Consider the following 20680-nt stretch of genomic DNA (forward strand, 5'->3'; position numbering starts at 1 on the left):
CCGGCGCATCGGGAGGAGGGACGATGCGCACAATTTTTCCTGTCTAAGGTCAAATGAGCATCCGCACTTCTTCTTCAGCCTCATCCGACGCCCACACCGATTCCCCCCGGGACCCCGCCGCCGACGGCGCGGCTGTTTCCGACGCCGCTGAGTCCGGACTGACCGGCAGCCGGTTCGGACGGATCCGCCGCCTGGCCGGCGGCAGCTTCTTCACCATCGCCTTCCTCGCCCGCCTGCCCCTGGCCATGCTCACCGTCGGCGCCCTGACCCTGGTCACCGCGGCCAGCGGCTCCTACGCCACCGGCGGTTTCGCCGCCGGAGCGGTAGGCATCGGTTCCGCGATCGGCGCCCCCGTCGTCGGTTTCCTGGCCGACCGCCTGGGCCAGCGCGGCGTCCTGCTCACCACCGCCGTCCTGAACCCGCTGGCCATCGGCGCGACCCTGCTCGGCGCCGCGGCGCTCGAGCCGGACACCGCTCCCTGGGCCGTGCTGGCCGCATGCCTGCTGATGGGCGCCTCCACCCCGCAGGTGGGGCCGATGGCCCGCGTCCGCTGGATGGCCCTGACGTCCCGCCGGGGATCGGCGCAGGACCTGGACACGGCGCTGTCCTATGAGGGGACCGCCGACGAACTGACCTTCGTGCTCGGGCCGGCGCTGGTCGGCCTGCTTGCCTCCGTGATCGCCCCCTGGCTGCCCCTGGCGCTGGCGGCCCTGCTGACCGCCTCAATGGTCACCGCCTTCGCCCTGCACCCGACGGCCGGCGTCGTCGGCGCCGGCCGCAGCGGCAGGGCCGCACCGGCCCCGCTCTCCCTGCGCGCCGGGGCGACGATCGCCGTGCCCGTGCTGGGCATGCTGGCCATGGGCACGTTCTTCGGGTCCATGCAGACCAGCCTCACCGCGTTCAGCGGAAGCTTCGGCATGACGTCCGCCGCCGGCCTGCTCTACGCCGTGATGGGGCTCAGTTCAGCCGCAGCGGCACTGTCCGTCGCCTACTGGCCCGCCCGCATCGGGCCGGTAGCCCGCTGGCTGCTTTCCTCGGCCGGAATGTTCGCCCTGGTCTGGCTCGTCCTGCTGCCCGCTGATGTCCCCACCATGGTGGTGGCGCTGTTCGTGCTCGGCATTCCGGTCGGTCCGACGATGGTGAGCATTTTCGCCGTCGGGTCCGTGGTCGCACCCCGCCACCTGGTGGGCACGGTGATGACGCTGCTGGCCAGCGGCACAGTCGCAGGCACCGCCCTGGGGTCCGCCCTGGCCGGCCCGCTCGCCGAGGCCCACGGCCACGGCGCGTCGCTGCTGGTGCCTGCCGGGGCGGCCACCGCCATGCTCCTGCTCAGCCTTGCCGCCCACCTCGTCCTCCGCCGCACGCGCGCCTGAACCGGTCCGCGGCCCCTGCAGGTTCCGGCCATGCTTTCGGCAGGCTCTGGCCGAGGACCGGAAGGTGGCTTAGTATCAATGAAGGCGCAGGTGGGAGCCACATCCGCCTGCGGAACCGGATCAAGGAGCACCGATGAGCGAATCCCAGAAGGAAAACGGCGGGGCTGGCCCCGAAGGCACCATCCCCGCGCAGGAAGACGGCGTTGGAGCCGCCACGACGGATGAGCCCACGAGCTTCGAGCCGGAGGAGGATCCCGAAGCCGCCGAGGACCAGGGCAACAGCTAGCCGGACACAGACATAAGGAAGGCCCCCGGGGGATTCCCGGGGGCCTTCCTTATGTTCACCTGGCCGGCAGCTGCCGTCGGCTCAGAGGGACGGCGCGTGGTCCGGCGGCTGCGGAATGTAGATGTTGCCGGTGGTGATGCCTCCGGTGACCTGGTCCTCCGGTGCCGGTCCGGCGGCCGGCGGTTCCGGGAGGGACTGCTCGGGTTCAACCGCCAGGGAGCGCAGGGCCACCGCGGCCTCGTGGGCTTCCGGGCGCTCTTCGACCCGGCGGGACGTCATCGCCCGCAGCAGGTCGGTCCACTCCGGCCCGACGTCGGCGGGAATCTCGGGATCGCGCAGCAGTCGGGCCACGGCGGATTCAACGATCGGCCCGGGGAACGCCTTCTCTCCGGTCAGGCATTCCAGCAGCACCAGGCCCAGGGAATAGATGTCGGAGCGTGGCGTGACCTCGCCTCCGGAGGCCTGCTCCGGGCTGAGGTAGCTGGCCGTGCCGATGGTCGCGCCGTGCGCCGTGGCGACAGTGGCTTCGATGAGCCGTGCGATGCCGAAGTCGGTCAGGCGCGGGTAGAGCCGGGTGTCCTGATCCGCCTGCGGAAACAGCAGGATGTTGGCCGGCTTCACGTCCCGGTGGATGACACCGTTGGTGTGCACGTAGTTCAGCGCGTCCGCGAGATCGGCGCCCAGCGTGGCCGTGGTCAGGGCCGGCAGCGCCCCGTTTTTCAGGCGCCGGCGCAGGTCCGGACCGTCGACAAGCTCCATCACGAGGTAGCTGGAACCACGGCCGGTCTCGTCGTGGTAGACGCCGGCGTCGAGCAGGGTCACCAGGCCGGGATGGTTCAGGGTGGCCAGCAGTGAGGTTTCCGTCTGCTGGCGGCGCTGTTCGTCATCGCCGACGGCGCTGGGCTGGAACAGCTTCACCGCCACTTCACGCCCGAGGTTTTCGTCCACCGCGCGGTAGACAGCAGCCGCACCGCCGGAACCAATCAGCTCAACGGTCCGGTACCGCTGTCCCAGGAGTACATCCACGGGTGTCCTCCTCGAGGTTCATCAAACAAATCATCAGCAGACTGAGGAATTTTTCTCCACGAAAGTCCGCCTTGACCATCCTATCTTGTCTTTCTAGCTATTTAGACAATGCGGATAAGCCGTAGCCAAAACGAGATAATCGCCGTGTCTGCGGGGACCGTGCGGCCCCCGCAGACGGACCTACCCGGCGAGGAACCCGATGGCGGCGGTCTTGAAGGCGCGTGAGGTCACCGCGTTGGTGTGCGTCCTGGCGGGCAGCCGCACCAGTTCGGCCTGTCCGCTGAGCTCCACGAGCTCGGGGGCGGTGGCCGCAAGGTCGTCCCGCTCACCGGCGACCAGGAGCAGGGGCATCGACGGCACGAGCGCGGCCGGAGTGAACGGCTCACACTTAATGGCCTCCACCATCTGCAGCAGGGCGCCGACGTCGTTGCCGGGAGCGAGCTGCGCCATCTTCAGCAGCTCCGCCGTCCGGGCATCGGCCACCGGTTCGCCGCCGGCCAGTTCCCTGCGGGCCGCCTCGAGATCGAAGTCGGCCAGCGGGTCGCCGCTGCCGGGCCCGCCGAGCACCATGCGGTGGACCAGCTCGGGCTGGGTCGCGCCGAATTCCCAGGCCAGCCGGGAGCCGAGCGAGTACCCGATGATGTCCACGCCGGAGTCCGGGTCGTCCTCGGCCAGCGGAGCCGTCCCGGCGTCCTGCAGCAGCTGCAGCAGTTCGGCGCGCAGGCGGCTGGGCCGGTATTCCTCCCGGTCCGCCGGCGCCGGGCTGCGCCCGTGGCCGGGCAGGTCCACGGTGATGACGGTGCGTCCGGCCGCGGTCAGCGCCGCGATCCAGCCCGAATCCTCCCAGTTGAGCTTCGTCGAGGAGGCGAACCCGTGCAGCAGCAGGACCGGGCGCCCGACGGCGGCGGCGCCGTCGGGCGCGTGGGTCTCACTGAACAGCCCGGGAGCGGTGCCCTCGACCAGGTGGGACTCGACCCCCACGCTCAGTCCTCGTCGAGGTCGACGGCGGACAGGCGGACCCGGCGCCGGGCCGGACCCTCCTGCGGGACGGTGCCGACGATGCCGGCCGTGTCGTCGGGAACCTCGAAGACGATGAGCGGCTCGCCCACATTGATCTTCTCGCCCGGCTCGCCGTAGATGCGGGCCACGCGGCCGGCCTGCGGGGAGGGCAGTTCAAGCGCGGACTTGGTGGTCTCCACCTCGACCAGCGGCTGGTTGCGCTCCACCTGGTCGCCCACGGACACGAACCATTCCAGGACGGTGGCCTCGATCAGGCCCTCACCGAGGTCGGGCAGGGGGAAGGGAATTTCAGCCACGTCGGTACTCCAATACTCGCTGGATCCCGAAGAGGATCCGGTCAATGTTCGGGATGTATTCATCTTCGAGGTCACCCGAGGGATACGGTACGTCGAATCCGGTAACCCGCTCAACGGGCGCCTTGAGCGTGTCGAAGCAGTGCTGCGTCACGAGCGCGGCCACCTCGGCGCCCAGCCCGGAGGTCAGCGGCGCCTCATGTACGACGACGGCGCGGCGGGTCCGGGCGACGGATGCGGCAAGGCCGGCGGCGTCGATCGGCTTGAGCCAGCGCAGGTCCAGGACCTCGACCTCGATGCCGTCCTCGGCGGCCAGCTCGGCGACCTGCAGGCAGCGCGCCACCATGGCGCCCCAGGCGATGAGGGTGACGTGGCGGCCGGCCCGGACGACCTTGGAGCCCAGCGGCGAGCCGCCGTCGGCCAGGTCCACCTCGGCCTTCTGCCAGTAGCGCGACTTCGGCTCCATGAAGATCACCGGGTCCGGCCGGGAGCCGGCGTACTTGAGCAGGTGATAGGCCTCGTGCGGGCTCGACGGCGAGACCACCTTGAGTCCGGGCACGTGCGCGAAGAGCGCCTCGAGGGACTCGCCGTGGTGCTCGGGGGCCCGGATGCCGCCGAAGCTGGGCACCCGCAGGGTGATCGGCATCGGCAGGGTGCCCCGGCTGCGGTAGTTCATCCGCGCCACCTGGGTAATGATCTGGTTAACCGCCGGATAGGCGAAGCCGTCGAACTGCACCTCGGGGATGGGGTGCCAGCCGGCCATGGCCATGCCGACGGACAGGCCGAGGATGCCCGATTCGGCCAGCGGGGTGTCGAACACCCGGTCGGCGCCGAAACGCTGCTGCAGGCCGTCGGTGATCCGGAAGACGCCGCCCAGCCGGCCGACGTCCTCACCGAGGACGGCGGCCTTGGGGTTGGCTTCCAGGATTTCGGCCAGCGCCCGGTTCAGGGCCTGCTGCATGGACAGCGTCTCGGTGCGCGGGCCGGTGCCGGCGGGGGCGACGGCGTCCACGGACTGCTCCTGGGCAGCGGCGCCGCCGGTGTTGGCCTCTGCGGCGGCGAGGTCCGATGCACCGCGGGCGGTGCTCAGCTTCTCAGACATGCTCGGACTCCTCTCGCCAGGCGGCGGCCTGGGCCTGAAGTGCTTCGGTGGGTTCCTGGAAGACGAAGTCGAACAGTTCGCTGCCGGGGCGCGGCTGCAGCGCCATGACGCCTTCGCGGACGCGGTCCGCCTCGGCGGCGCCGGCGGCCCGCGCTTCGTCGAGGAACTGCTGGTCGGCGACGCCCTCGGAGAGCAGGCGGGAGGCCAGCAGCTCCAGCGGGTCGGTGCCGCCGTCGCGCCGTTCCTCGTCGAGGCTGCGGTAGCGGCCGGGATCGTCGGAGGTCGAGTGCGGGCCGCGGCGGTAGGTCATGGCCTCGATGAGGACCGGGCCCGCACCGGAGCGGGCGTGCTCCAGGGCGGCCCTGGTGGCCTGGACGACGGCGGCGACGTCGTTGCCGTCCACGGTGATGCCGGGCATGCCGTAACCGGCCGCGCGGGCGGCGACGCGGCCGCCGGCGACCTGGGACTCGGTCGGCAGGGAGATGGCCCAACCGTTGTTCTGGACGAAGAAGACCACCGGTGCCTTGAGCACACCGGCGAAGTTCATCGCCTCGTGCACGTCGCCCTGGGAGCTGGCGCCGTCGCCGAAGTAGGTGATCGCCGCGCCGTCGGAGCCGTCCAGGCGCTGGGCGTGCGCCCAACCCACGGCGTGCAGCACCGAGCCGCCCACGACCGCCTGGATCGGGGCGAGCCGGGTTTCGACCGGGTTGTACAGGCCGCCGTGCCAGGAGGCCTTGTGGGTGGACATGTACTGAACCATGTCCACGCCCATGGCCAGGGCGACGCCCATTTCACGGTAGGTGGGGAAAACGAAGTCGCGGGTGGTGTCGACGGCGAAGGCGCTGCCGACCTGCGCGGCCTCCTGGCCCAGTTCGGGGGCGTAGCCGGGAATGATGCCCTGGCGCTGCCAGGCGACGGCGGCGACGTCGAGTTCGCGCACCGCCGCGAGCAGCCGGTACAGCCGGCGCAGCTCGTCCGCGGTCAGCGCCGGGATGCTCGTGGTGTTTAGGTCCATGGAGGAAACGTAGCTGTGGCTGGCGTCACTGAGCAAAGCGGCGCGGAAACGCTGTGCAGCGTGTACAGATCGTGCCGCCGTGCGCGGTCCCGGCTAGGCAATCTGTACAGTTGGAGAGACGATGCCGCAACTGCAGGAGGACCCGCCCATGTCCGTGGATTCACTCGACGCCCGCCTGGTGCGCCTGTTCACCGACGATCCCCGGATGTCGGTGCTCGAGGCGAGCCGGGTGCTCGGCGTCGCCCGGGCAACGGTGCAGGCGCGCCTGGACCGGATGCAGCGCGAAGGCGTCATTGCCGGGTGGGGGCCGCGGATCGATCCGGCTGCCCTCGGGTACGACGTCGTGGCCTACTGCTCGCTGGCGATCGCCCAGAACCGGGGGCACTCCGCGGTGGTGGAGGCGCTGTCGAGGATTCCGGAGATCCAGGAGGTGCACACCGTGTCGGGGGAGAGCGACCTGCTGGCCCGCGTGGCCGCCCGGTCCAACTCCGACCTCCAGCGGGTGCTGGACTCGATCGTGGCCACGGGCACGATCATGCGCTCCTCCTCGGTGATCGTGCTCAACACGCACTTCGAACACCGCACGCTGCCGCTGCTGGATGCCACAGCCGCCGACGGCGCGCCGCGCGGGCGGGGTGCCCGCGCCGTCCGGCCCGCAGGCGACTGACCTGCCACGGGATGTCACAACCGGACGCAGTGCTGTGGGATGAGTTAGAGTCAGCCTGACCTTAACCATTTCCCATCATTCCCACCCCGTGCCGCGGCCCCCTCCTGGAACCCCGGCCGCACCCGGACAGGAGGCGGAACCGTGCACCTGCCCTTCGCCAACGTCTCCGAACGCGAGCAGCAGCCGCCGAGCCTGGCGCTGTCCACGGTGATCTTCGCGCTGCGCCCCGATCCGCGGACCGGACGCAGCTCGCTCTGGCTGCCGCTGGTCCGGCGGATCCGCCAGCCGTACCGGGACCGGTGGGCGCTGCCGGGCGGACCGCTGCTGGCCCGCGAATCCCTCGCTGCCGCCGCGGCCCGCAACCTCGCCGAAACCACCGGCCTGGCCCCCCGGTACCTGGAGCAGCTCTACGCGTTCGGCGGCCCCGAGCGCTCGCCGGCGCCCCGCGTCGTCTCGATCGTCTACTGGGCGCTGGTCCAGCCCGACGAGGCGGCGCTGGCCCGCGAAGAGGAGAACGTGCGCTGGTTTGAGGCGGGCAGCCCCGGCGAACTGGCCTTCGACCACAACGACATCGTCGCCTACGCCCTCTGGCGGCTGCGCAACAAGATGGAGTACGCCTCCATCGCCTACGCGTTCCTGGGCGAGAAGTTCACCCTCGCCCAGCTGCGTGAGGTGTATGAGGCGGTGCTGGGCCGGGAGCTGGACCCGGCCAACTTCCGCCGCCAGCTGCGCAGCGCGGCGGACATCGAACCCACCGACGAATACCTGCAGGGCGGCCGGCACCGCCCGCCCCGCCTGTACCGCTACACCGGTTCCCTGGCCGCCGCCTCCGGCGCGCCGTCGTCCACCCACCACCTGGAGCAGCCATGACCATCGCCCCCTCCGCCGGCGTCGCCGCCGCCGTCCGCCTGCTGACCGGCGCCGCAGCCGCCGCCGGCGCCGCCTCCAACGGCGTCTGCACCCCGGGCCTCGCCGCCGCGCCCTGGGAGCTGGATGCCGCGCCCGTGCCGGCGTACGGCCCGGGCGCCTCGCTGGCCGACCCCGCGCCGGCCGGCACCCCCCGGCAGGGGCCGCTGCCCGAGGAGTACCGGTTGGCCTCCGACGAAGAGCTGGAGGAACGGATCCGGGCCGCCCGGCGCACGCTGGGGAACCGCGCCGTCATCCTCGGCCACTTCTACCAGCGGGACGAGGTGGTGCGGCACGCCGATTTCGTGGGCGACTCCTTCCAACTCGCGCAGGCGGCGCTGGATCGCCCCAACGCCGAGGCGATCATCTTCTGCGGCGTGCACTTCATGGCCGAAACGGCGGACATGCTCTCCGGGCCGGAACAGGCCGTGATCCTGCCGAACCTGGCCGCCGGATGCTCCATGGCGGACATGGCGGACATCGACTCCGTCACCGACTGCTGGGACCAGCTGACCGCCCTGTTCGGTGATGCGCCCGACGCCGCAGGCCGGCAGCCGGTGATTCCGGTGACCTATATGAACTGCTCGGCGGACCTGAAGGGGTTCGTCGGCCGGCACGGGGGCATTGTCTGCACCTCCTCCAACGCGGCCACGGTGCTGCAGTGGGCCTTCGAGCGGGGCCGGCGCGTGCTGTTCTTCCCGGACCAGCACCTGGGCCGCAACACCGCCAAGGCGATGGGCGTGCCGCTGGAGGCCATGCCGATGTGGAATCCGCGCCTGCCGCTGGGCGGCAACACCCCGGACGTCCTGGAAAAGGCGCAGGTGCTGCTGTGGAACGGGTTCTGCTCGGTGCACAAGCGCTTCACGGTCGCCCAGATCGAGAAGGCGCGGGCCGAGCATCCCGGCGTGCGGGTGATTGTGCATCCCGAGTGCCCCATGCCCGTGGTCGATGCCGCCGACGAGGCCGGCTCCACCGACTATATCCGCCGGGCGATTGCCGCCGCGGAACCGGGCAGCATATTCGCCGTCGGCACCGAGATCAACCTGGTGAACCGGCTGGCCGCCCAGCATCCCGAGCACACCATCTTCTGCCTTGATCCGGTGATCTGCCCGTGCTCGACCATGTACCGCATCCATCCGGGCTACCTCGCGTGGGTGCTGGAGGAACTGGTGCAGGGCCGGGTGGTCAACCGGATCACGGTGCCCGACGACGTCGCGGCGCCGGCCCGCGCCGCGCTGGAACGGATGCTGGCGGCCCGTCCGTGACGGTCGCCGTCGTCGGCTCCGGCCTGGCCGGACTCTGGACCGCGCTGTGCACCGCCGCCGCCTGCCCCGGCGAGGACGTCGTCGTGGTGACCAAGGGCCGGCCGGGGGAGGGCAACACCGCCTGGGCGCAGGGCGGCATCGCCGCCGTCCTGGCCGAAGGGGCGGACCCGGGTGACAGCCCGGACCGCCATGCCGCGGACACGCTGGCGGCGGGGGCCGGCCACGGCAGCGCCGAAGCGGTCCGGCTGCTCTGCGCGGCGGCGGACGGACAGATCCGGAACCTGGTCCGCGCCGGGGCCCGCTTCGACACCGGCCCCGACGGCGCGCCGGCGCTGGCCCGGGAAGCGGCACACTCCTTCCGCCGCATCCTGCACATGGGCGGCGATGCCACGGGTGCCGGGATCATCGCCGCCCTGCTGCCTGCGGTGCGCTCGCAGCCGAACATCACCGTCCTGCCGGAGACCATGGCCGTCCGCGTCCTGCTCGACGGCGGCCGGGTAACCGGACTCGAGGTGCTCTCGCGCGGGGCGCGGCACCGGCTGGCGGCCCGCGCCGTCGTGCTCGCCACCGGAGGGGCCGGGCAGATGTACGAGCACACCACCAACCCGGCCTCCGCCACCGGCGACGGCGTGGCCCTGGCCGCCCGGACCGGTGCCCGGCTGCGGGACCTGGAGTTCCTGCAGTTCCACCCGACCTCGCTGAATGTCCCCGGCAACCCGCTGATCTCCGAAGCCGTCCGGGGGGAGGGCGCGGTGCTGCGCGACGACGCCGGGCTGCGGTTCCTGCCCCGGTACGCCCGCGACGCGGAGCTGGCAACGCGTGACGTCGTGGCACGCGGGATCGCCGCACATCTGGCCGCCACCGGCGGGCGCGGGGTCTGGCTCGACGCCACCGGTGTCGCGGCCCGTCACGGGCACGGGTGGCTGGAGCGCCGCTTTCCCGCGCTGGCCGCCCTGACCCGCGGCCACGGCTGGGACTGGGAACGCGAACCGGTTCCGGTGGTGCCCGCCGCGCACTACTGGATGGGCGGCGTGGCCACGGACCTGTCTGCCCGGACCTCCGTCCCGGGCCTGTACGCCGCCGGGGAGACCGCCTGCACCGGTGTCCACGGCGCCAACCGGCTCGCCTCCAACTCGCTGCTCGAAGCCCTGGTCTTCGCCGCCCGGGCAGCAGCCGCGCTCGCCGCTCCCATCGCACAGCGGGAAGCGGCTGAGGAGGCAGTGGTCGGGGCGGTGTCCGGAACCCGGGCATCCGTCGCAGCGGCCGGCGTCGTCCCCGCGCACGATGACGGATCCGATGCCGCGCCCGACGCCGGACCTGCCCCCGATGCCGTCCGGCGGCTGATGACCGCCCACGCCGGCATCCTGCGCAGCGGGCCCGGCCTGAGCTTGGCCCGGACCGCCATCGGCCGGCCGGGGGAGCCGGAGGCGGCCGACCCGGCCGCGCACGAAGCCGCCAACCTGGCCACCTGCGCGTCGCTGCTGCTGGAGGCGGCGCTCGCCCGGCCCGGCAGCCTCGGCGCACACCACCGGACCGAAGACCCGGCCGCGGGCCGGGCCGCCGCCGGCACCCCCGTCGCGGCCACAGCCGAAGAAGCCAGAGCCGAAGAACCCACCAGGAGCCTGATCCCATGACCACCGCCCACTCCGACACTCCGGCAGGACTGCCCGCCGCGCCGTCCGCCGCACCTGCTGCACCGCCCGGACCGGTGACACGGGCCCCGTCGTCCGGTCCCGCGCCCGCCGCCTGGGGGACCGAGGGCCCGGAACCGGCAGCGGTCGAGGCGGTGGTCCGCGCCGCGCTCGCCGAGGACCTGCCCTGGGGTGACCTCACGTCCACCGCGCTCATACCCCCGCACGCTCGGGCGACGGCGTTTCTCACGGCGCGCGAACCCGGCGTCTTCTGCGGCGGTGCCGTCATCGAGGCGGCCTTCCGGGCGCTGGATCCGCAGGCAGAGGTGCTGCTGCTGGTGAAGGACGGCGACGGGTTCGACGCCGGCGGGCTGCTGGCCGAGGTCAGCGGCAACGCCCGGGCGGTGCTGGGTGCCGAGCGGGTGGCCCTGAACCTGGTGCAGCGGCTGAGCGGCATCGCCACGCTCACGGCCGCGTTCGTGGCCGAAGCCGCCGGAACCAAGGCCCGCATCGCCGATACGCGCAAGACCACCCCCGGCCTGCGGATGCTGGAGCGCTGGGCCGTGCGCTGCGGCGGCGGGTCCAACCACCGCTTCAGCCTTTCGGACGCGGTAATGGCCAAGGACAACCACCTGGCCCTGCTCACCGCCGGGGGAGGAGGCCTCGCCGCGGCGCTGCGGGCCGCCAAGGCGCGGCTGCCGCACACCGTGCACTTCGAGGTGGAGGTGGACCGGCTGGACCAGATCGAGGAGGTCCTCGCCGGCGGCGCCCACACCGTCCTGCTGGACAACTTCACCCTTGAGGACCTGCGCCGCGGGGTGGAGCAGATCGCCGGCCGGGCCCTCGTGGAGGCCAGCGGCAACGTCCGGCTCGACACCGTACGGGCCATCGCCGAAACCGGGGTGGACATCATCTCCGCAGGGGCCCTCACCCATAGTGTCCGGGCCCTGGACCTGGGCCTGGACGTCGGCTTTGAGGACGGCGGCGAACCGGACGCCCGCGCATGATCTACCTCGACGCCGCCGCCACCGCCCCCGTGCGCGAAGACGTGCTGCAGACGATTGCCCCGCTGCTGACCCGGGACTTCGGCAATCCCTCCAGCAGCCACGGTGCCGGCGAGACCGCTGCGAGGGCCCTGGACTACGCCCGGCGGACTGCCGCCGGGGTGCTCGGCTGCCGGCCGGGCGAGATCGTGTTCACCTCGGGCGGCACCGAGGCCGACAACCTGGCCGTCAAGGGCTGGGCCCTGGCCGCTCCGAGGGGCCGGCACCTGGTCTCCTCCGCCGTCGAACACCCCGCCGTCCTTGAGTCCCTGGACTTCCTGCGCCGGGTCCACGGGTTCCGGGTCACCCTGGTTCCGGTGGACGCCGAGGGCCGGGCGGACCCGGAGGCCTTCCGGGCGGCGGTCACCGCGGAGACGACGCTGTGCACTCTGATGTACGCCAACAACGAAGTGGGCACCGTCCAGCCCGTAGCCGAGGTGGCCGCGCACTGCCGGGCGCTGCGGGTGCCCTTCCACACCGATGCCGTGCAGGCGGCCGGCTGGCTCCCGCTGGACGTCGGCACGCTGGGCGTGGACGCCATGAGCATCTCCGGGCACAAGCTGGGCGCGCCCAAGGGCAGCGGGCTGCTCTACGTACGCGGGTCGCTGCCGTTGGAACCGCTGCTGCACGGCGGCGGGCAGGAGCGCGGGCGGCGCTCCGGCACCGAGAACGTCGCCGGCGCCGTCGCGGTCGCCGTCGCCCTGGCCCTGGGTGAGGCGGAACGGAGCGAGGCTGCGGAGCGGATCCGCCGGTATCGGGACCATCTGGTGCGCCGGGTCCTGGCCGAGGTGCCGGAGGCGGTGCTGACCGGGCATCCGGAGCAGCGGCTGCCCGCCCATGCCTCATTCTGCTTTCCGGGCACCAGCGGGGAATCGGTGCTGCTGGAGCTGGAACGGGCCGGGGTGCAGTGTTCCAGCGGCTCCGCCTGCGCTGCGGGCCGGGACGAGCCCTCGCCCGTGCTCACAGCCATGGGCTATGACCCCGACACCGCGGGCACCGCGGTCCGCTTCACCTTCCCGACCTCAGTGACGGAGGCGGAGGCGGCGCTCGCCGCCTCCGTCATCGGGCCTGCGGTGGCGCGGGTGCGCGGCCTGGCTCCACGCACCTGACGCCGGAGCCGGGGCCGGTTCCGCAACGCGCCGGCGGGCCGGACCGTCGTTCGCAGCGGTCAGCGTGAGCGCCGTTACACTGCCTGCATGCGCATCCCTTCCCGGCGGACCGCCCGGTTCCGCGGCCCTGCGGCTCCGCCGATCCGCCCTGGCACGACCGCCCAGGGCTCCGCCGCTCCAGCCCAGGCTGCATCCCCTCCACCCGCCGGTGCCGCCCCGGAGCAGGACGCGGCCGGCCTGGGCGCTGAGGCGGCCGAGCGCCTGGCCCGGCTGATCCGCTGCCGTACCGTCTCCTCCCGAAACGCGGCGGAGGTGGACCCCGGCGAGTTCGAGACGTTCATCGCGGCGCTGCGGGAGCTCTATCCCGCCGTCCACGCCGTGCTGGAGCACGAGCGGGTTAACGGGTACGGTCTGCTCTTCCGCTGGCCGGGACGCACCGCGGGCCGGCCAGCGGTGCTGATGGCGCATCACGACGTGGTGCCCGTGGCGGACCCGGACGGGTGGGTGCATCCGCCGTTCTCTGGGGCGGTGGCCGACGGGTTCATCTGGGGCCGCGGTGCCCTCGATGACAAGGGGGCCCTCGCGGCGATCATGGAGGCCGTCGAATCGCTGGCGGCCGACGGCTTCGTCCCGGCGCGGGACGTCTACCTCTCGTTCGGCAACAACGAGGAGACCGCCGGAGACACCGCCGCGGCGGCCGCGGCGCTGCTGGCGGCCCGTGGGGTGCGGCCCTGGCTTGTCCTTGACGAAGGCGGCGCCGTTGCGTCGCAGGCCTTTCCCCTCATCGCCGCCCCCATGGCCGTCATCGGAGTGTCCGAGAAGGGGATCCTCGACGTCGAGCTGTCCGCGGAGGATCCCGGCGGTCATGCCTCCACGCCGCGCCGCGGCGGAGCAACCGCCCGGTTGGCCCGCGCCATCGTGCGGATCGACCGGCGGCCCTTTCCGACGCTGCTGCCGGACGTGCCGGTGGAGATGCTGCACCGGCTGGCTCCGGCGGCGCCGCTGCCGCTGCGCCCCGTGCTGCGCCGGGCCCACGTGCTGCGTCCGGTGCTGGCCGCCGCGTTCAGCAGGCTGGGCGGGGAACCGGGAGCGATGGTGCGCACGACGGCGGCGGTCACCGAACTGCGCGGCTCGCCGGCGTCCAACGTGCTGGCGACCCGGGCCTCCGCCAACGTCAACGTCCGCATTGCGGTGGGGGAGGACATCGCCGGTACCCTGGACCGGCTCCGCCGCATGATCGCGGATCCGTCCATCGCGCTGCGGGTGGTCGAGGGCACCGAGCCCTCGCCGGTATCCGGGACCGCCAACGACCAGTTCCGGCTGCTGGAGGAGACCGTCACCGCCGTGTTTCCCGACGCCGTGCCCGCGCCCTACATTATGCTCGGCGGCAGCGACGCCCGCCGCTTCACCGGCATCAGCGACGCCGTGTACCGGTTCGCTCCGTTCCGGATGGACGCGGCCGCCCGGGCCTCCATCCACGCAGACAACGAACGGCTGGGCGTCGAGGCCTTCGGCGAGGGCATCCTGTTCTACCGGCGGCTGCTGCAGGCCCTGCCGGCGGCCCGGCAATGAGCGCGCCCGCCGCCGGCCTGCGCCGACTGGGCCCGGTGGTGCTCTTCCTGGCCCTGCTCGAGGTTACCAGCGGCATCCTGCAGGGCTACTACACGCCGATCCTGACCGACATTGCCCGCCACCTGCGCATCGCCGACGGCGACGTGAACTGGTTCGAGGCGGCGCAGCTGATGCTCAGCGCCCTCGCCGTGCCGGTGCTGTCCAGGTTGGGGGACCTGTACGGCCACAAGCGGATCCTGATGGTCTCCACGGTCCTCACCGCTGCGGCCTCGTGGGGCGTCGCGCTGGCCCCGGACTTCTGGACCTTCCTGCTCGCCTGGTCCCTGCAGGGCTTCTACGTGGTGTGGCTGCCGCTGGAAGTGGCGTTGATCTACAGCCGTGCCGCCGCTGAACCGGACCAGGCCGCACTGACCCGGCGCGCCGCGGGGCTGCTGGTGGGAGCCCTGCAGTTCGGCGTCATCGTGGGAGCCCTGGCCGCCGGCGCCCTGGTGGAGGTCTTCGCCGGGAGCCTGGCCCTGACCCTGGCCGTTCCCGCCGCCGCCGTGACGGCGTGCATTGCCGCCGTGCAGTTCGGGGTTCCCGACACCGGCGTCCGCGGGACCGGCGGGGTGGACCGTACCGGGTTCGCCCTGCTGGCCCTGGCGCTGCTGCTGCTGACCTCGGGGCTGACGTTCCTGCGGATCAACGGCCCCCACACCGGATGGGTGTGGCTGGTGCTGGCGGCCGGGCTGGCGGCCTTCGTGCCCTTTGTCCGCTGGGAGCTGGGCCGGAAGGACCCGCTCGTGGATATGCGGATGCTGCGCAGCCGGCGCATGTGGCCGGTGCAGCTGACCGCCGGGCTGTTCGGTATCTCGGTGCTGGGCGCGCAGGCGCCCATGTCCACCTTCGCCCGCACCGACCCGGAGGTCCACGGCTACGGGTTGGGCCTGTCGGCCGGCTCCGTCTCGCTGATCATCGGCGCCTACGTGCTGTCGGTGCTGGCCGGGGCGCTGCTCTTTCCGGCGGCCGCCCGGCGCACCACCCCGCGGAACACCCTCTGCGGCGCCGCCGTTCTGGTGGGCCTGGGCTACGGCCTGCTGCTGCCGCTGCACGGCAGCCTGGCCCAGGTGCTGGTCAACATGGTGATTGCCGGCCTGGGGTCGGGCGCACTGGTCGCGGCGCTGCCCGCCGCGGCCGCCGCAGCGGCTCCGCCGGACCGAACCGGAATGGCCACGGGACTGACCAACACCACCAAGACCGTGGGTGGGTCCTTCGCCTCGGCGGTGTTCGGCATTGCCCTGCTCGGCGCGGCGGCCGGCAGCGTGGGCGATGTGGCCGGCGGCGACGCCGCGGCCCCGCTGGCGGGCTACCTCACGGTGTGGGCGGTCTGTTCAGGCACGGCCCTGGTGGCCGCGGTGCTGCTGACGGCGGTGCCGAAGCTGGCCTTTGCCGATGTGCCGCCGGGCGTGGCCGCCGGCTGACCCGGTAGCCCGGCGGGTCAGTCCTTGGCGGCGGCCCGGGTCCGGCGGGTACCGGCGGCGCGGACCTTCACCTTCGGCTCAGGCAGCGGAAGCCCGCCCCGGAGCTTGTCGGTCAGCCGGCGCAGCTCCTCGAGCTCGTCGGCGTCAAGGGCTGCGGTCATCATCTCGTGGATGTCGCGCACGTGGACCCGGCCCAGCCGGCGCTGGACCTGGCGGCCCTCCTCGGTCAGCGAGAGCTCGACGCCGCGCTGGTCCTCGGCCGCGGGGCGGCGGCACACCAGCCCCTTGGCCTCAAGGCGCTCGACCATCCGGCTGAGGCTGGGCTGGCTGAGCAGCACATGTTCGTTGAGTTCGTTCAGGCGCAGCCAGCCGGTGGGGCAGCGCGTGAGGTTGAACAGCACGTCATATTCCCTCATGGTGAGGTCCTTGAACTCCGGGCTGCTTTGCAGGCGGCGCATCACGGCCACCTGGGCACGGAACAGGGACTCCCAGGCCTCGGCGGCCTGCTTCACGGGAACGTTGCTCTCCACGGACATCCTCCTAGCCTACTGTTGCTCCGCTGTCGGCAGCGGCAGGCTCGGGTGCCGCGGGTCCTGCGGGGGAACCCGCGGCGCGTGCGGCCACGCGGGCGGCGTGAACGGGCCCGTCCGGCACGTGCGCCGGACGGCGGGAGTCCAGTTCGCGTCGCAGCTCCGGCAGCACATGCTCACCGAACAGGTCCAGCTGCTCCAGCACGGTCTTCAGCGGCAGCCCGGCGTGGTCGATCAGGAACAGCTGGCGCTGGTAGTCGCCGAAGTACTCCTGGAAGGTCAGGGTCTTTTCCAGCACTTCCTGCGGGCTGCCCACCGTCAGCGGGGTCTGGGCGGTGAAGTCCTCCAGGGAGGGTCCGTGGCCGTAGACGGGGGCATTGTCGAAGTAGGGGCGGAACTCCCGAACCGCGTCCTGCGAATTCGGCCGCATGAAGAACTGGCCGCCCAGGCCCACGATTGCCTGGTCCGCCGAACCGTGGCCGTAGTGCTCGTAGCGTTCCCGGTACAGCCCGATCAGGCGCATGTAGTGCTCCTTGGGCCAGAAGATGTTGTTGGCGAAGAAGCCGTCACCGAAGTACGCCGCGATCTCCGCGACCTGCGGGGTGCGGATGGAGCCGTGCCAGACGAACGGGGCGACGCCGTCGAGCGGCCGCGGCGTGGCGGTGAAGCCGCGCAGCGGGGTGCGGAACCTGCCTTCCCAGTTCACGACGTCGTTGTCCCAGAGCTGGCGCAGCAGGTTGTAGTTCTCCACCGTGAGGTCCACCGAGTCCTGCGGGTTCTTCCCGAACCAGGGGTAGACCGGTGCGGTGTTGCCGCGGCCCAGGACCAGGTCCACCCGGCCGTCGGCGAGGTGCTGGAGCATCGCGAAGTCCTCCGCGATCTTGACGGGATCGTTGGTGGTGATCAGCGTGGTGGCCGTGGAGAGGATGAGCCGCTCGGTCTGTGCGGCGATGTAGCCGAGCAGGGTGGTCGGGGAGGAGGCGTAGAACGGCGGGTTGTGGTGCTCGCCGGTGGCGTACACGTCCATGCCGATCTCTTCGGCCTTTTGGGCGATGGCGACGGCGGCCTTGATCCGCTCGTGTTCCGTGGGGGTCCGGCCGGTGATGGGGTCAGGGGTGATGTCGCTGACGCTGAAGACGCCGATCTGCATGGTGTGCCCTTCCGTGGAGTTACCGGTTAAGTATATGCATTTGCATCTACCAACCGCCACGGCTGCGGGGTTATTCCACCGGTGCGGCAGGACCGCGCGCCGCGCGGCGGGCGGCTGACTTCTCCCTCCGTCCTTCAACGAGGCGGTAGAGCACCGGCACCAGGATGAGGGTCAGCGCGGTGGAGGAGACCAAGCCTCCGATGACGACGATCGCCAGCGGGCGGGAGATGAACCCGCCTTCCCCGGTGAAGCCCAGCGCCATCGGCGTCAGGGCGAACACGGTGGCCAGGGCCGTCATCAGGATGGGCCGCAGCCGCTGCCGGGCGCCGCGCATGATGGCCTCCTGCAGCGGCATGCCCGGGCCGCCCTCCTCGCGGGGCCGGCGGTACTGGTTGATCAGGTCCATCAGCACGATCGCGTTCGTCACCACGATCCCGACCAGCATCAGCATGCCCACCAGCGAGGGCAGGCCCACGGGCACGTTGGCCGCCAGCAGCAGCAGGATCGCGCCGGTGGCGGCGAAGGGCACCGAGACCAGCAGGATCAGCGGCTGGATCAGGGACTTGAAGGTGGCCACCATGATGACGTAGACGATGGCGACGGCGGCCAGCAGGGCCAGGCCCAGCTGCCGGAAGGACTCCTCCTGCTGGGTTGCGGCGCCGCTCAGCGACGCGGTCACGCTGGCGGGCAGGTCCAGCGTGTCCAGCTCGGCCTGGACCTCGGCGACGGTCGCGCCCAGGTTCTCTCCCGCGGGAGAGACGGAGACGACGGCGGTCCGCTCGCCGCCGGAGGAGGAGACCGACGTCGGCACCGCCACCTCCTCGACCGTGGCGACCTGTCCCAGCGTCAGGGCCCCGCCGCTGCCGGGCACGGGCAGCGCCCGCAGCTGGTCGATGTCGCTGATGTCGGTGCCCTCACCGATCAGGACGGGGAAGTCATCGGTGCCGATGCGCACCGACCCGCCGGGCAGGGGGCTCAGCGTGGCTGCGACCAGTCCGGAGATCTGCTCTTCGTCGAGGCCGGCGGCGACCGCGCGGGCCCGGTCCACGCTCACCTGGACCACGGGCTGGCTGGAGGAGAGGTTGCTCGTCACCTCCGCGCTGCCGGGCAGCTCCCGCATCGCGTCCGCCACCTGCTCCGCGGCGGGAGCGAGTTCGCCGGGGTCGCCGGCGGAGAGGCTGATGTCCACAGTGTTCGAGGTGCCGAACCCGCCCCCGGTGGTGCCGATGGAGATATCGCCCGCGCTGTCGTCGAGGTCGTCGAGGCCGCTGCGCACGGCGTCGCGCAGGGCCACCTGGTCGATGTCCGGTTCGGTGATCACCGTGAAGGATGCCGTGGAGGCGCTGCCGCCGGTGAAGGCGGAGAGCCCGGTGGAACTGGTGCCCATGGTGACCTGCACGTCCCGGACTCCGTCGATGCCGGTCAGGACCTCCTCCACCTCGGCCGCGGCGGCGGAGGTGCGTTCCAGGCTGCTGCCGGCAGGCAGCTCCTGGCTGACGCTGAACGTGTTCTGCCCGGTGTCCCCGAGCAGGTTGGTCTGCAGCAGCGGGGTCAGGGCCACGGTGCCGGCCAGGATCACCGCGCCGGCGGCCAGGGTGAGGCCGGGCCGGCGCTGTGTGCCGCGCAGGATCGGCAGGTAGCCGCGCTGCAGCAGGGAGCGCTGCTCCTTCGCCTCGGCCGCGGCGCGGAAGGCCTCCGGGTCCGCAACCGGCGGGCCGGACTTCAGGAACCAGTACGCCAGCACCGGAACGATCGTCAGCGAGACGAGCAGGGAGGCGAGCAGCGCCAGGGCGGTGGTCACCGCGAAGGGGCGGAACAGCTCGCCGGCCAGGTCGCCGACGAAGGCGATGGGCGCGAAGACGGCCACGGTGGTCAGGGTGGAGGCGGTGATCGCGCCGGCCACCTCGCGGACGGCGGTGAGGATGGCCGTGCGTTTGTCCTCGCCGTAGCCCAGGTGCCGCTTGATGTTCTCGATGACCACAATGGAGTCGTCCACCACCCGGCCGATCGCGATGGTCAGCGCGCCGAGGGTCAGGATGTTCAGGGAGTAGCCGAACGCGTAGAGGCCGATGAAGGTCACCAGCAGCGACAGCGGGATGGACACCGCGGTGACCAGGGTGGAGCGGATCGAGAGCAGGAACACGAGGATCACCAGCACGGCGAAGCCGAGCCCGAGGATTCCCTCGGTGGTCAGGTTCTCGATGGATTCCTCGATGAAGGGCGCCTGGTCAAAGACCACGGTGAACCTGGCACCCGAACCGAGTTCATCCGACAGGGCCGGCAGCAGGTCCAGCACTTCGTGGGAGATGCCCACGGTGTCGCCGTCGGGGGTCTTGGTGATGGAGATGGCCAGGGTCGGCTCGCCGTTGGTGCGGGTGATCGAGGTCTGCTCCCGGTCCTCGATCTGCACGGACGCCACGTCCGCGATCGTCGGGGGAGCTCCGCCGGCCGCGCCGTCCGCCGTCTCCAGGGGCAAGGCGGCGATTTTCTCCACGCTGTCCAGCGGGCTGCCCACCTGGATGGAGAGGCTGCGGCCCTCTTCCTCCAGGGTGCCGGCGGGGGTGAGGGCGCCGCTGTTCGCCAGCGCGTCCGCGATCGCCGAGACCGGAACGCCGGCTTCGGCCAGCGCGGTCTCATCCGGGAGGATGGAGACGAAGCGGGAGGCGCCGCCGGTGACGTCGGCCGTGCGGACGCCTTCGATCTTCTGCAGCCGCGGCACGGTGAGCCGCTGCAGGTCCGCGCTGAGCTCGCTGAGCGGCTTGTCGGAGGAGACGGCAAGATACACGATGGGGAAGTCGCTGATGCTCCCGGCCAGGGACTGCGGGGTGACGTCCTCGGGCAGGACCTGGCGGGCGTTTGAGATGGCCCGGTCCACCTGCCCGCGCGCACGGTCCAGGTTGGTGCCGTAGGCGAACATCAGGTTGATGGTGGAGATGCCGGAGCGCGAGGTCGCCGAGGAGGATTCCAGGCCCTCGACGGCGGTCAGGGCCGCTTCCAGCGGCTCGCTGACCTGGGCATCCACCACTTCGGGCGAGGCGCCGGGCAGGGCGCTGACCACGGTGATCTGCGGAAACTCCAGGGCGGGAATGAGTTCCTGCTTGAGCGAGCCCAGTGAGATGACGCCGAACACCATCGTGAAGACGGTGATCAGCGCGATCAGGGCCCGGTTCGCCAGGGACAGTTTGGCCAAACGCTCCATGTGCCTTGCCTTGCTCAGGGGCTCAGCGGGGAC

General features: G+C 71.9%; 18 protein-coding genes. 10 read left to right on the plus strand and 8 right to left on the minus strand.

Annotation, left to right across the window (positions count from 1 at the left end):
* The first annotated feature begins 53 nt into the window (after positions 1-53).
* Together AC5RUW_RS14755 and AC5RUW_RS14760 are read left to right on the plus strand one after the other, a co-directional pair.
* Complete coding sequence (locus tag AC5RUW_RS14755; protein ID WP_494161375.1) at positions 54-1373, plus strand: MFS transporter; 1320 nt, start codon at positions 54-56, stop codon at positions 1371-1373.
* A 133-nt stretch (positions 1374-1506) separates the two neighbouring features.
* Positions 1507-1659 (plus strand): hypothetical protein, encoded by a 153-nt coding sequence (locus AC5RUW_RS14760; protein WP_494005278.1) that lies wholly within the window; start codon positions 1507-1509, stop codon positions 1657-1659.
* 81 nt (positions 1660-1740) lie between these two features.
* Here AC5RUW_RS14760 and AC5RUW_RS14765 read toward each other — a convergent pair whose 3' ends face one another.
* From AC5RUW_RS14765 to AC5RUW_RS14785, 5 genes are all read right to left on the minus strand, one after another.
* Positions 1741-2685: a serine/threonine-protein kinase gene (locus AC5RUW_RS14765; RefSeq protein WP_494161376.1), complete on the minus strand. Its 945-nt coding sequence runs from the start codon at positions 2683-2685 to the stop codon at positions 1741-1743.
* A 180-nt stretch (positions 2686-2865) separates the two neighbouring features.
* Positions 2866-3672, minus strand: a complete 807-nt coding sequence (locus tag AC5RUW_RS14770) for an alpha/beta fold hydrolase (protein ID WP_494161415.1) — start codon at positions 3670-3672, stop codon at positions 2866-2868.
* Complete coding sequence (locus AC5RUW_RS14775; RefSeq protein WP_494161377.1) at positions 3669-4001, minus strand: biotin/lipoyl-containing protein; 333 nt, start codon at positions 3999-4001, stop codon at positions 3669-3671. The genes AC5RUW_RS14770 and AC5RUW_RS14775 overlap by 4 nt, the downstream gene beginning before the upstream one ends.
* Positions 3994-4959 (minus strand): alpha-ketoacid dehydrogenase subunit beta, encoded by a 966-nt coding sequence (locus tag AC5RUW_RS14780; RefSeq protein WP_494161416.1) that lies wholly within the window; start codon positions 4957-4959, stop codon positions 3994-3996. Before AC5RUW_RS14780 ends, AC5RUW_RS14775 begins: the two co-directional genes overlap by 8 nt.
* 133 nt (positions 4960-5092) lie before the next feature.
* On the minus strand, positions 5093-6115 hold the full coding sequence (locus AC5RUW_RS14785) for a thiamine pyrophosphate-dependent enzyme (RefSeq protein ID WP_494161378.1): 1023 nt from the start codon (positions 6113-6115) through the stop codon (positions 5093-5095).
* A 148-nt stretch (positions 6116-6263) separates the two neighbouring features.
* On the opposite strand from AC5RUW_RS14785, the gene AC5RUW_RS14790 reads away from it, so the two are divergent.
* The 8 genes from AC5RUW_RS14790 (at position 6264) to AC5RUW_RS14825 (ending at position 15768) form a co-directional block, all read left to right on the plus strand.
* Positions 6264-6782 (plus strand): Lrp/AsnC family transcriptional regulator, encoded by a 519-nt coding sequence (locus AC5RUW_RS14790; RefSeq protein WP_494161379.1) that lies wholly within the window; start codon positions 6264-6266, stop codon positions 6780-6782.
* A 141-nt stretch (positions 6783-6923) separates the two neighbouring features.
* The gene (locus AC5RUW_RS14795) at positions 6924-7652 is read left to right on the plus strand and encodes an NUDIX hydrolase (protein WP_494161380.1); all 729 of its coding nucleotides are present in this window, start codon (positions 6924-6926) and stop codon (positions 7650-7652) included.
* Positions 7649-8953 (plus strand): quinolinate synthase NadA, encoded by a 1305-nt coding sequence (nadA, locus tag AC5RUW_RS14800; protein ID WP_494161381.1) that lies wholly within the window; start codon positions 7649-7651, stop codon positions 8951-8953. Before AC5RUW_RS14795 ends, nadA begins: the two co-directional genes overlap by 4 nt.
* Positions 8950-10587 (plus strand): L-aspartate oxidase, encoded by a 1638-nt coding sequence (gene nadB, locus AC5RUW_RS14805; protein WP_494161382.1) that lies wholly within the window; start codon positions 8950-8952, stop codon positions 10585-10587. Before nadA ends, nadB begins: the two co-directional genes overlap by 4 nt.
* Complete coding sequence (gene nadC / locus AC5RUW_RS14810) at positions 10584-11591, plus strand: carboxylating nicotinate-nucleotide diphosphorylase (protein WP_494161383.1); 1008 nt, start codon at positions 10584-10586, stop codon at positions 11589-11591. The genes nadB and nadC overlap by 4 nt, the downstream gene beginning before the upstream one ends.
* Positions 11588-12736: a cysteine desulfurase family protein gene (locus AC5RUW_RS14815; RefSeq protein WP_494161384.1), complete on the plus strand. Its 1149-nt coding sequence runs from the start codon at positions 11588-11590 to the stop codon at positions 12734-12736. Before nadC ends, AC5RUW_RS14815 begins: the two co-directional genes overlap by 4 nt.
* A gap of 87 nt (positions 12737-12823) precedes the next feature.
* Complete coding sequence (locus AC5RUW_RS14820) at positions 12824-14308, plus strand: M20/M25/M40 family metallo-hydrolase (RefSeq protein ID WP_494161385.1); 1485 nt, start codon at positions 12824-12826, stop codon at positions 14306-14308.
* Positions 14305-15768: an MFS transporter gene (locus AC5RUW_RS14825; RefSeq protein WP_494161386.1), complete on the plus strand. Its 1464-nt coding sequence runs from the start codon at positions 14305-14307 to the stop codon at positions 15766-15768. Before AC5RUW_RS14820 ends, AC5RUW_RS14825 begins: the two co-directional genes overlap by 4 nt.
* 17 nt (positions 15769-15785) lie before the next feature.
* Here AC5RUW_RS14825 and AC5RUW_RS14830 read toward each other — a convergent pair whose 3' ends face one another.
* The 3 genes from AC5RUW_RS14830 to AC5RUW_RS14840 form a co-directional block, all read right to left on the minus strand.
* Positions 15786-16304 (minus strand): MarR family winged helix-turn-helix transcriptional regulator, encoded by a 519-nt coding sequence (locus AC5RUW_RS14830; protein ID WP_494161387.1) that lies wholly within the window; start codon positions 16302-16304, stop codon positions 15786-15788.
* A gap of 4 nt (positions 16305-16308) precedes the next feature.
* Complete coding sequence (locus tag AC5RUW_RS14835; RefSeq protein ID WP_494161388.1) at positions 16309-17448, minus strand: LLM class flavin-dependent oxidoreductase; 1140 nt, start codon at positions 17446-17448, stop codon at positions 16309-16311.
* Positions 17449-17518: 70 nt separating this feature from the next.
* Positions 17519-20647 carry an efflux RND transporter permease subunit gene (locus AC5RUW_RS14840; RefSeq protein ID WP_494161389.1) on the minus strand — a complete coding sequence of 1043 codons (3129 nt, stop codon included), beginning with the start codon at positions 20645-20647 and terminating at the stop codon, positions 17519-17521.
* Between the last annotated feature and the right edge of the window lie 33 nt (positions 20648-20680).

This window comes from Arthrobacter sp. Y3222053 (genome assembly GCF_059092805.1).

What these genes read in the sequence shown, in the direction of transcription:
- AC5RUW_RS14755 (WP_494161375.1), top strand. Translation starts at nt 54, where the DNA reads ATGAGCATCCGCACTTCTTCTTCAGCCTCATCCGACGCCCACACCGAT.
- AC5RUW_RS14760 (WP_494005278.1), top strand. Translation starts at nt 1,507, where the DNA reads ATGAGCGAATCCCAGAAGGAAAACGGCGGGGCTGGCCCCGAAGGCACC.
- AC5RUW_RS14780 (WP_494161416.1), bottom strand. Translation starts at nt 4,959, where the DNA reads ATGCAGCAGGCCCTGAACCGGGCGCTGGCCGAAATCCTGGAAGCCAAC.
- AC5RUW_RS14785 (WP_494161378.1), bottom strand. Translation starts at nt 6,115, where the DNA reads ATGGACCTAAACACCACGAGCATCCCGGCGCTGACCGCGGACGAGCTG.
- AC5RUW_RS14790 (WP_494161379.1), top strand. Translation starts at nt 6,264, where the DNA reads ATGTCCGTGGATTCACTCGACGCCCGCCTGGTGCGCCTGTTCACCGAC.
- nadA (WP_494161381.1), top strand. Translation starts at nt 7,649, where the DNA reads ATGACCATCGCCCCCTCCGCCGGCGTCGCCGCCGCCGTCCGCCTGCTG.
- nadC (WP_494161383.1), top strand. Translation starts at nt 10,584, where the DNA reads ATGACCACCGCCCACTCCGACACTCCGGCAGGACTGCCCGCCGCGCCG.
- AC5RUW_RS14815 (WP_494161384.1), top strand. Translation starts at nt 11,588, where the DNA reads ATGATCTACCTCGACGCCGCCGCCACCGCCCCCGTGCGCGAAGACGTG.
- AC5RUW_RS14820 (WP_494161385.1), top strand. Translation starts at nt 12,824, where the DNA reads ATGCGCATCCCTTCCCGGCGGACCGCCCGGTTCCGCGGCCCTGCGGCT.
- AC5RUW_RS14825 (WP_494161386.1), top strand. Translation starts at nt 14,305, where the DNA reads ATGAGCGCGCCCGCCGCCGGCCTGCGCCGACTGGGCCCGGTGGTGCTC.
- AC5RUW_RS14830 (WP_494161387.1), bottom strand. Translation starts at nt 16,304, where the DNA reads ATGTCCGTGGAGAGCAACGTTCCCGTGAAGCAGGCCGCCGAGGCCTGG.
- AC5RUW_RS14835 (WP_494161388.1), bottom strand. Translation starts at nt 17,448, where the DNA reads ATGCAGATCGGCGTCTTCAGCGTCAGCGACATCACCCCTGACCCCATC.
- AC5RUW_RS14840 (WP_494161389.1), bottom strand. Translation starts at nt 20,647, where the DNA reads ATGGAGCGTTTGGCCAAACTGTCCCTGGCGAACCGGGCCCTGATCGCG.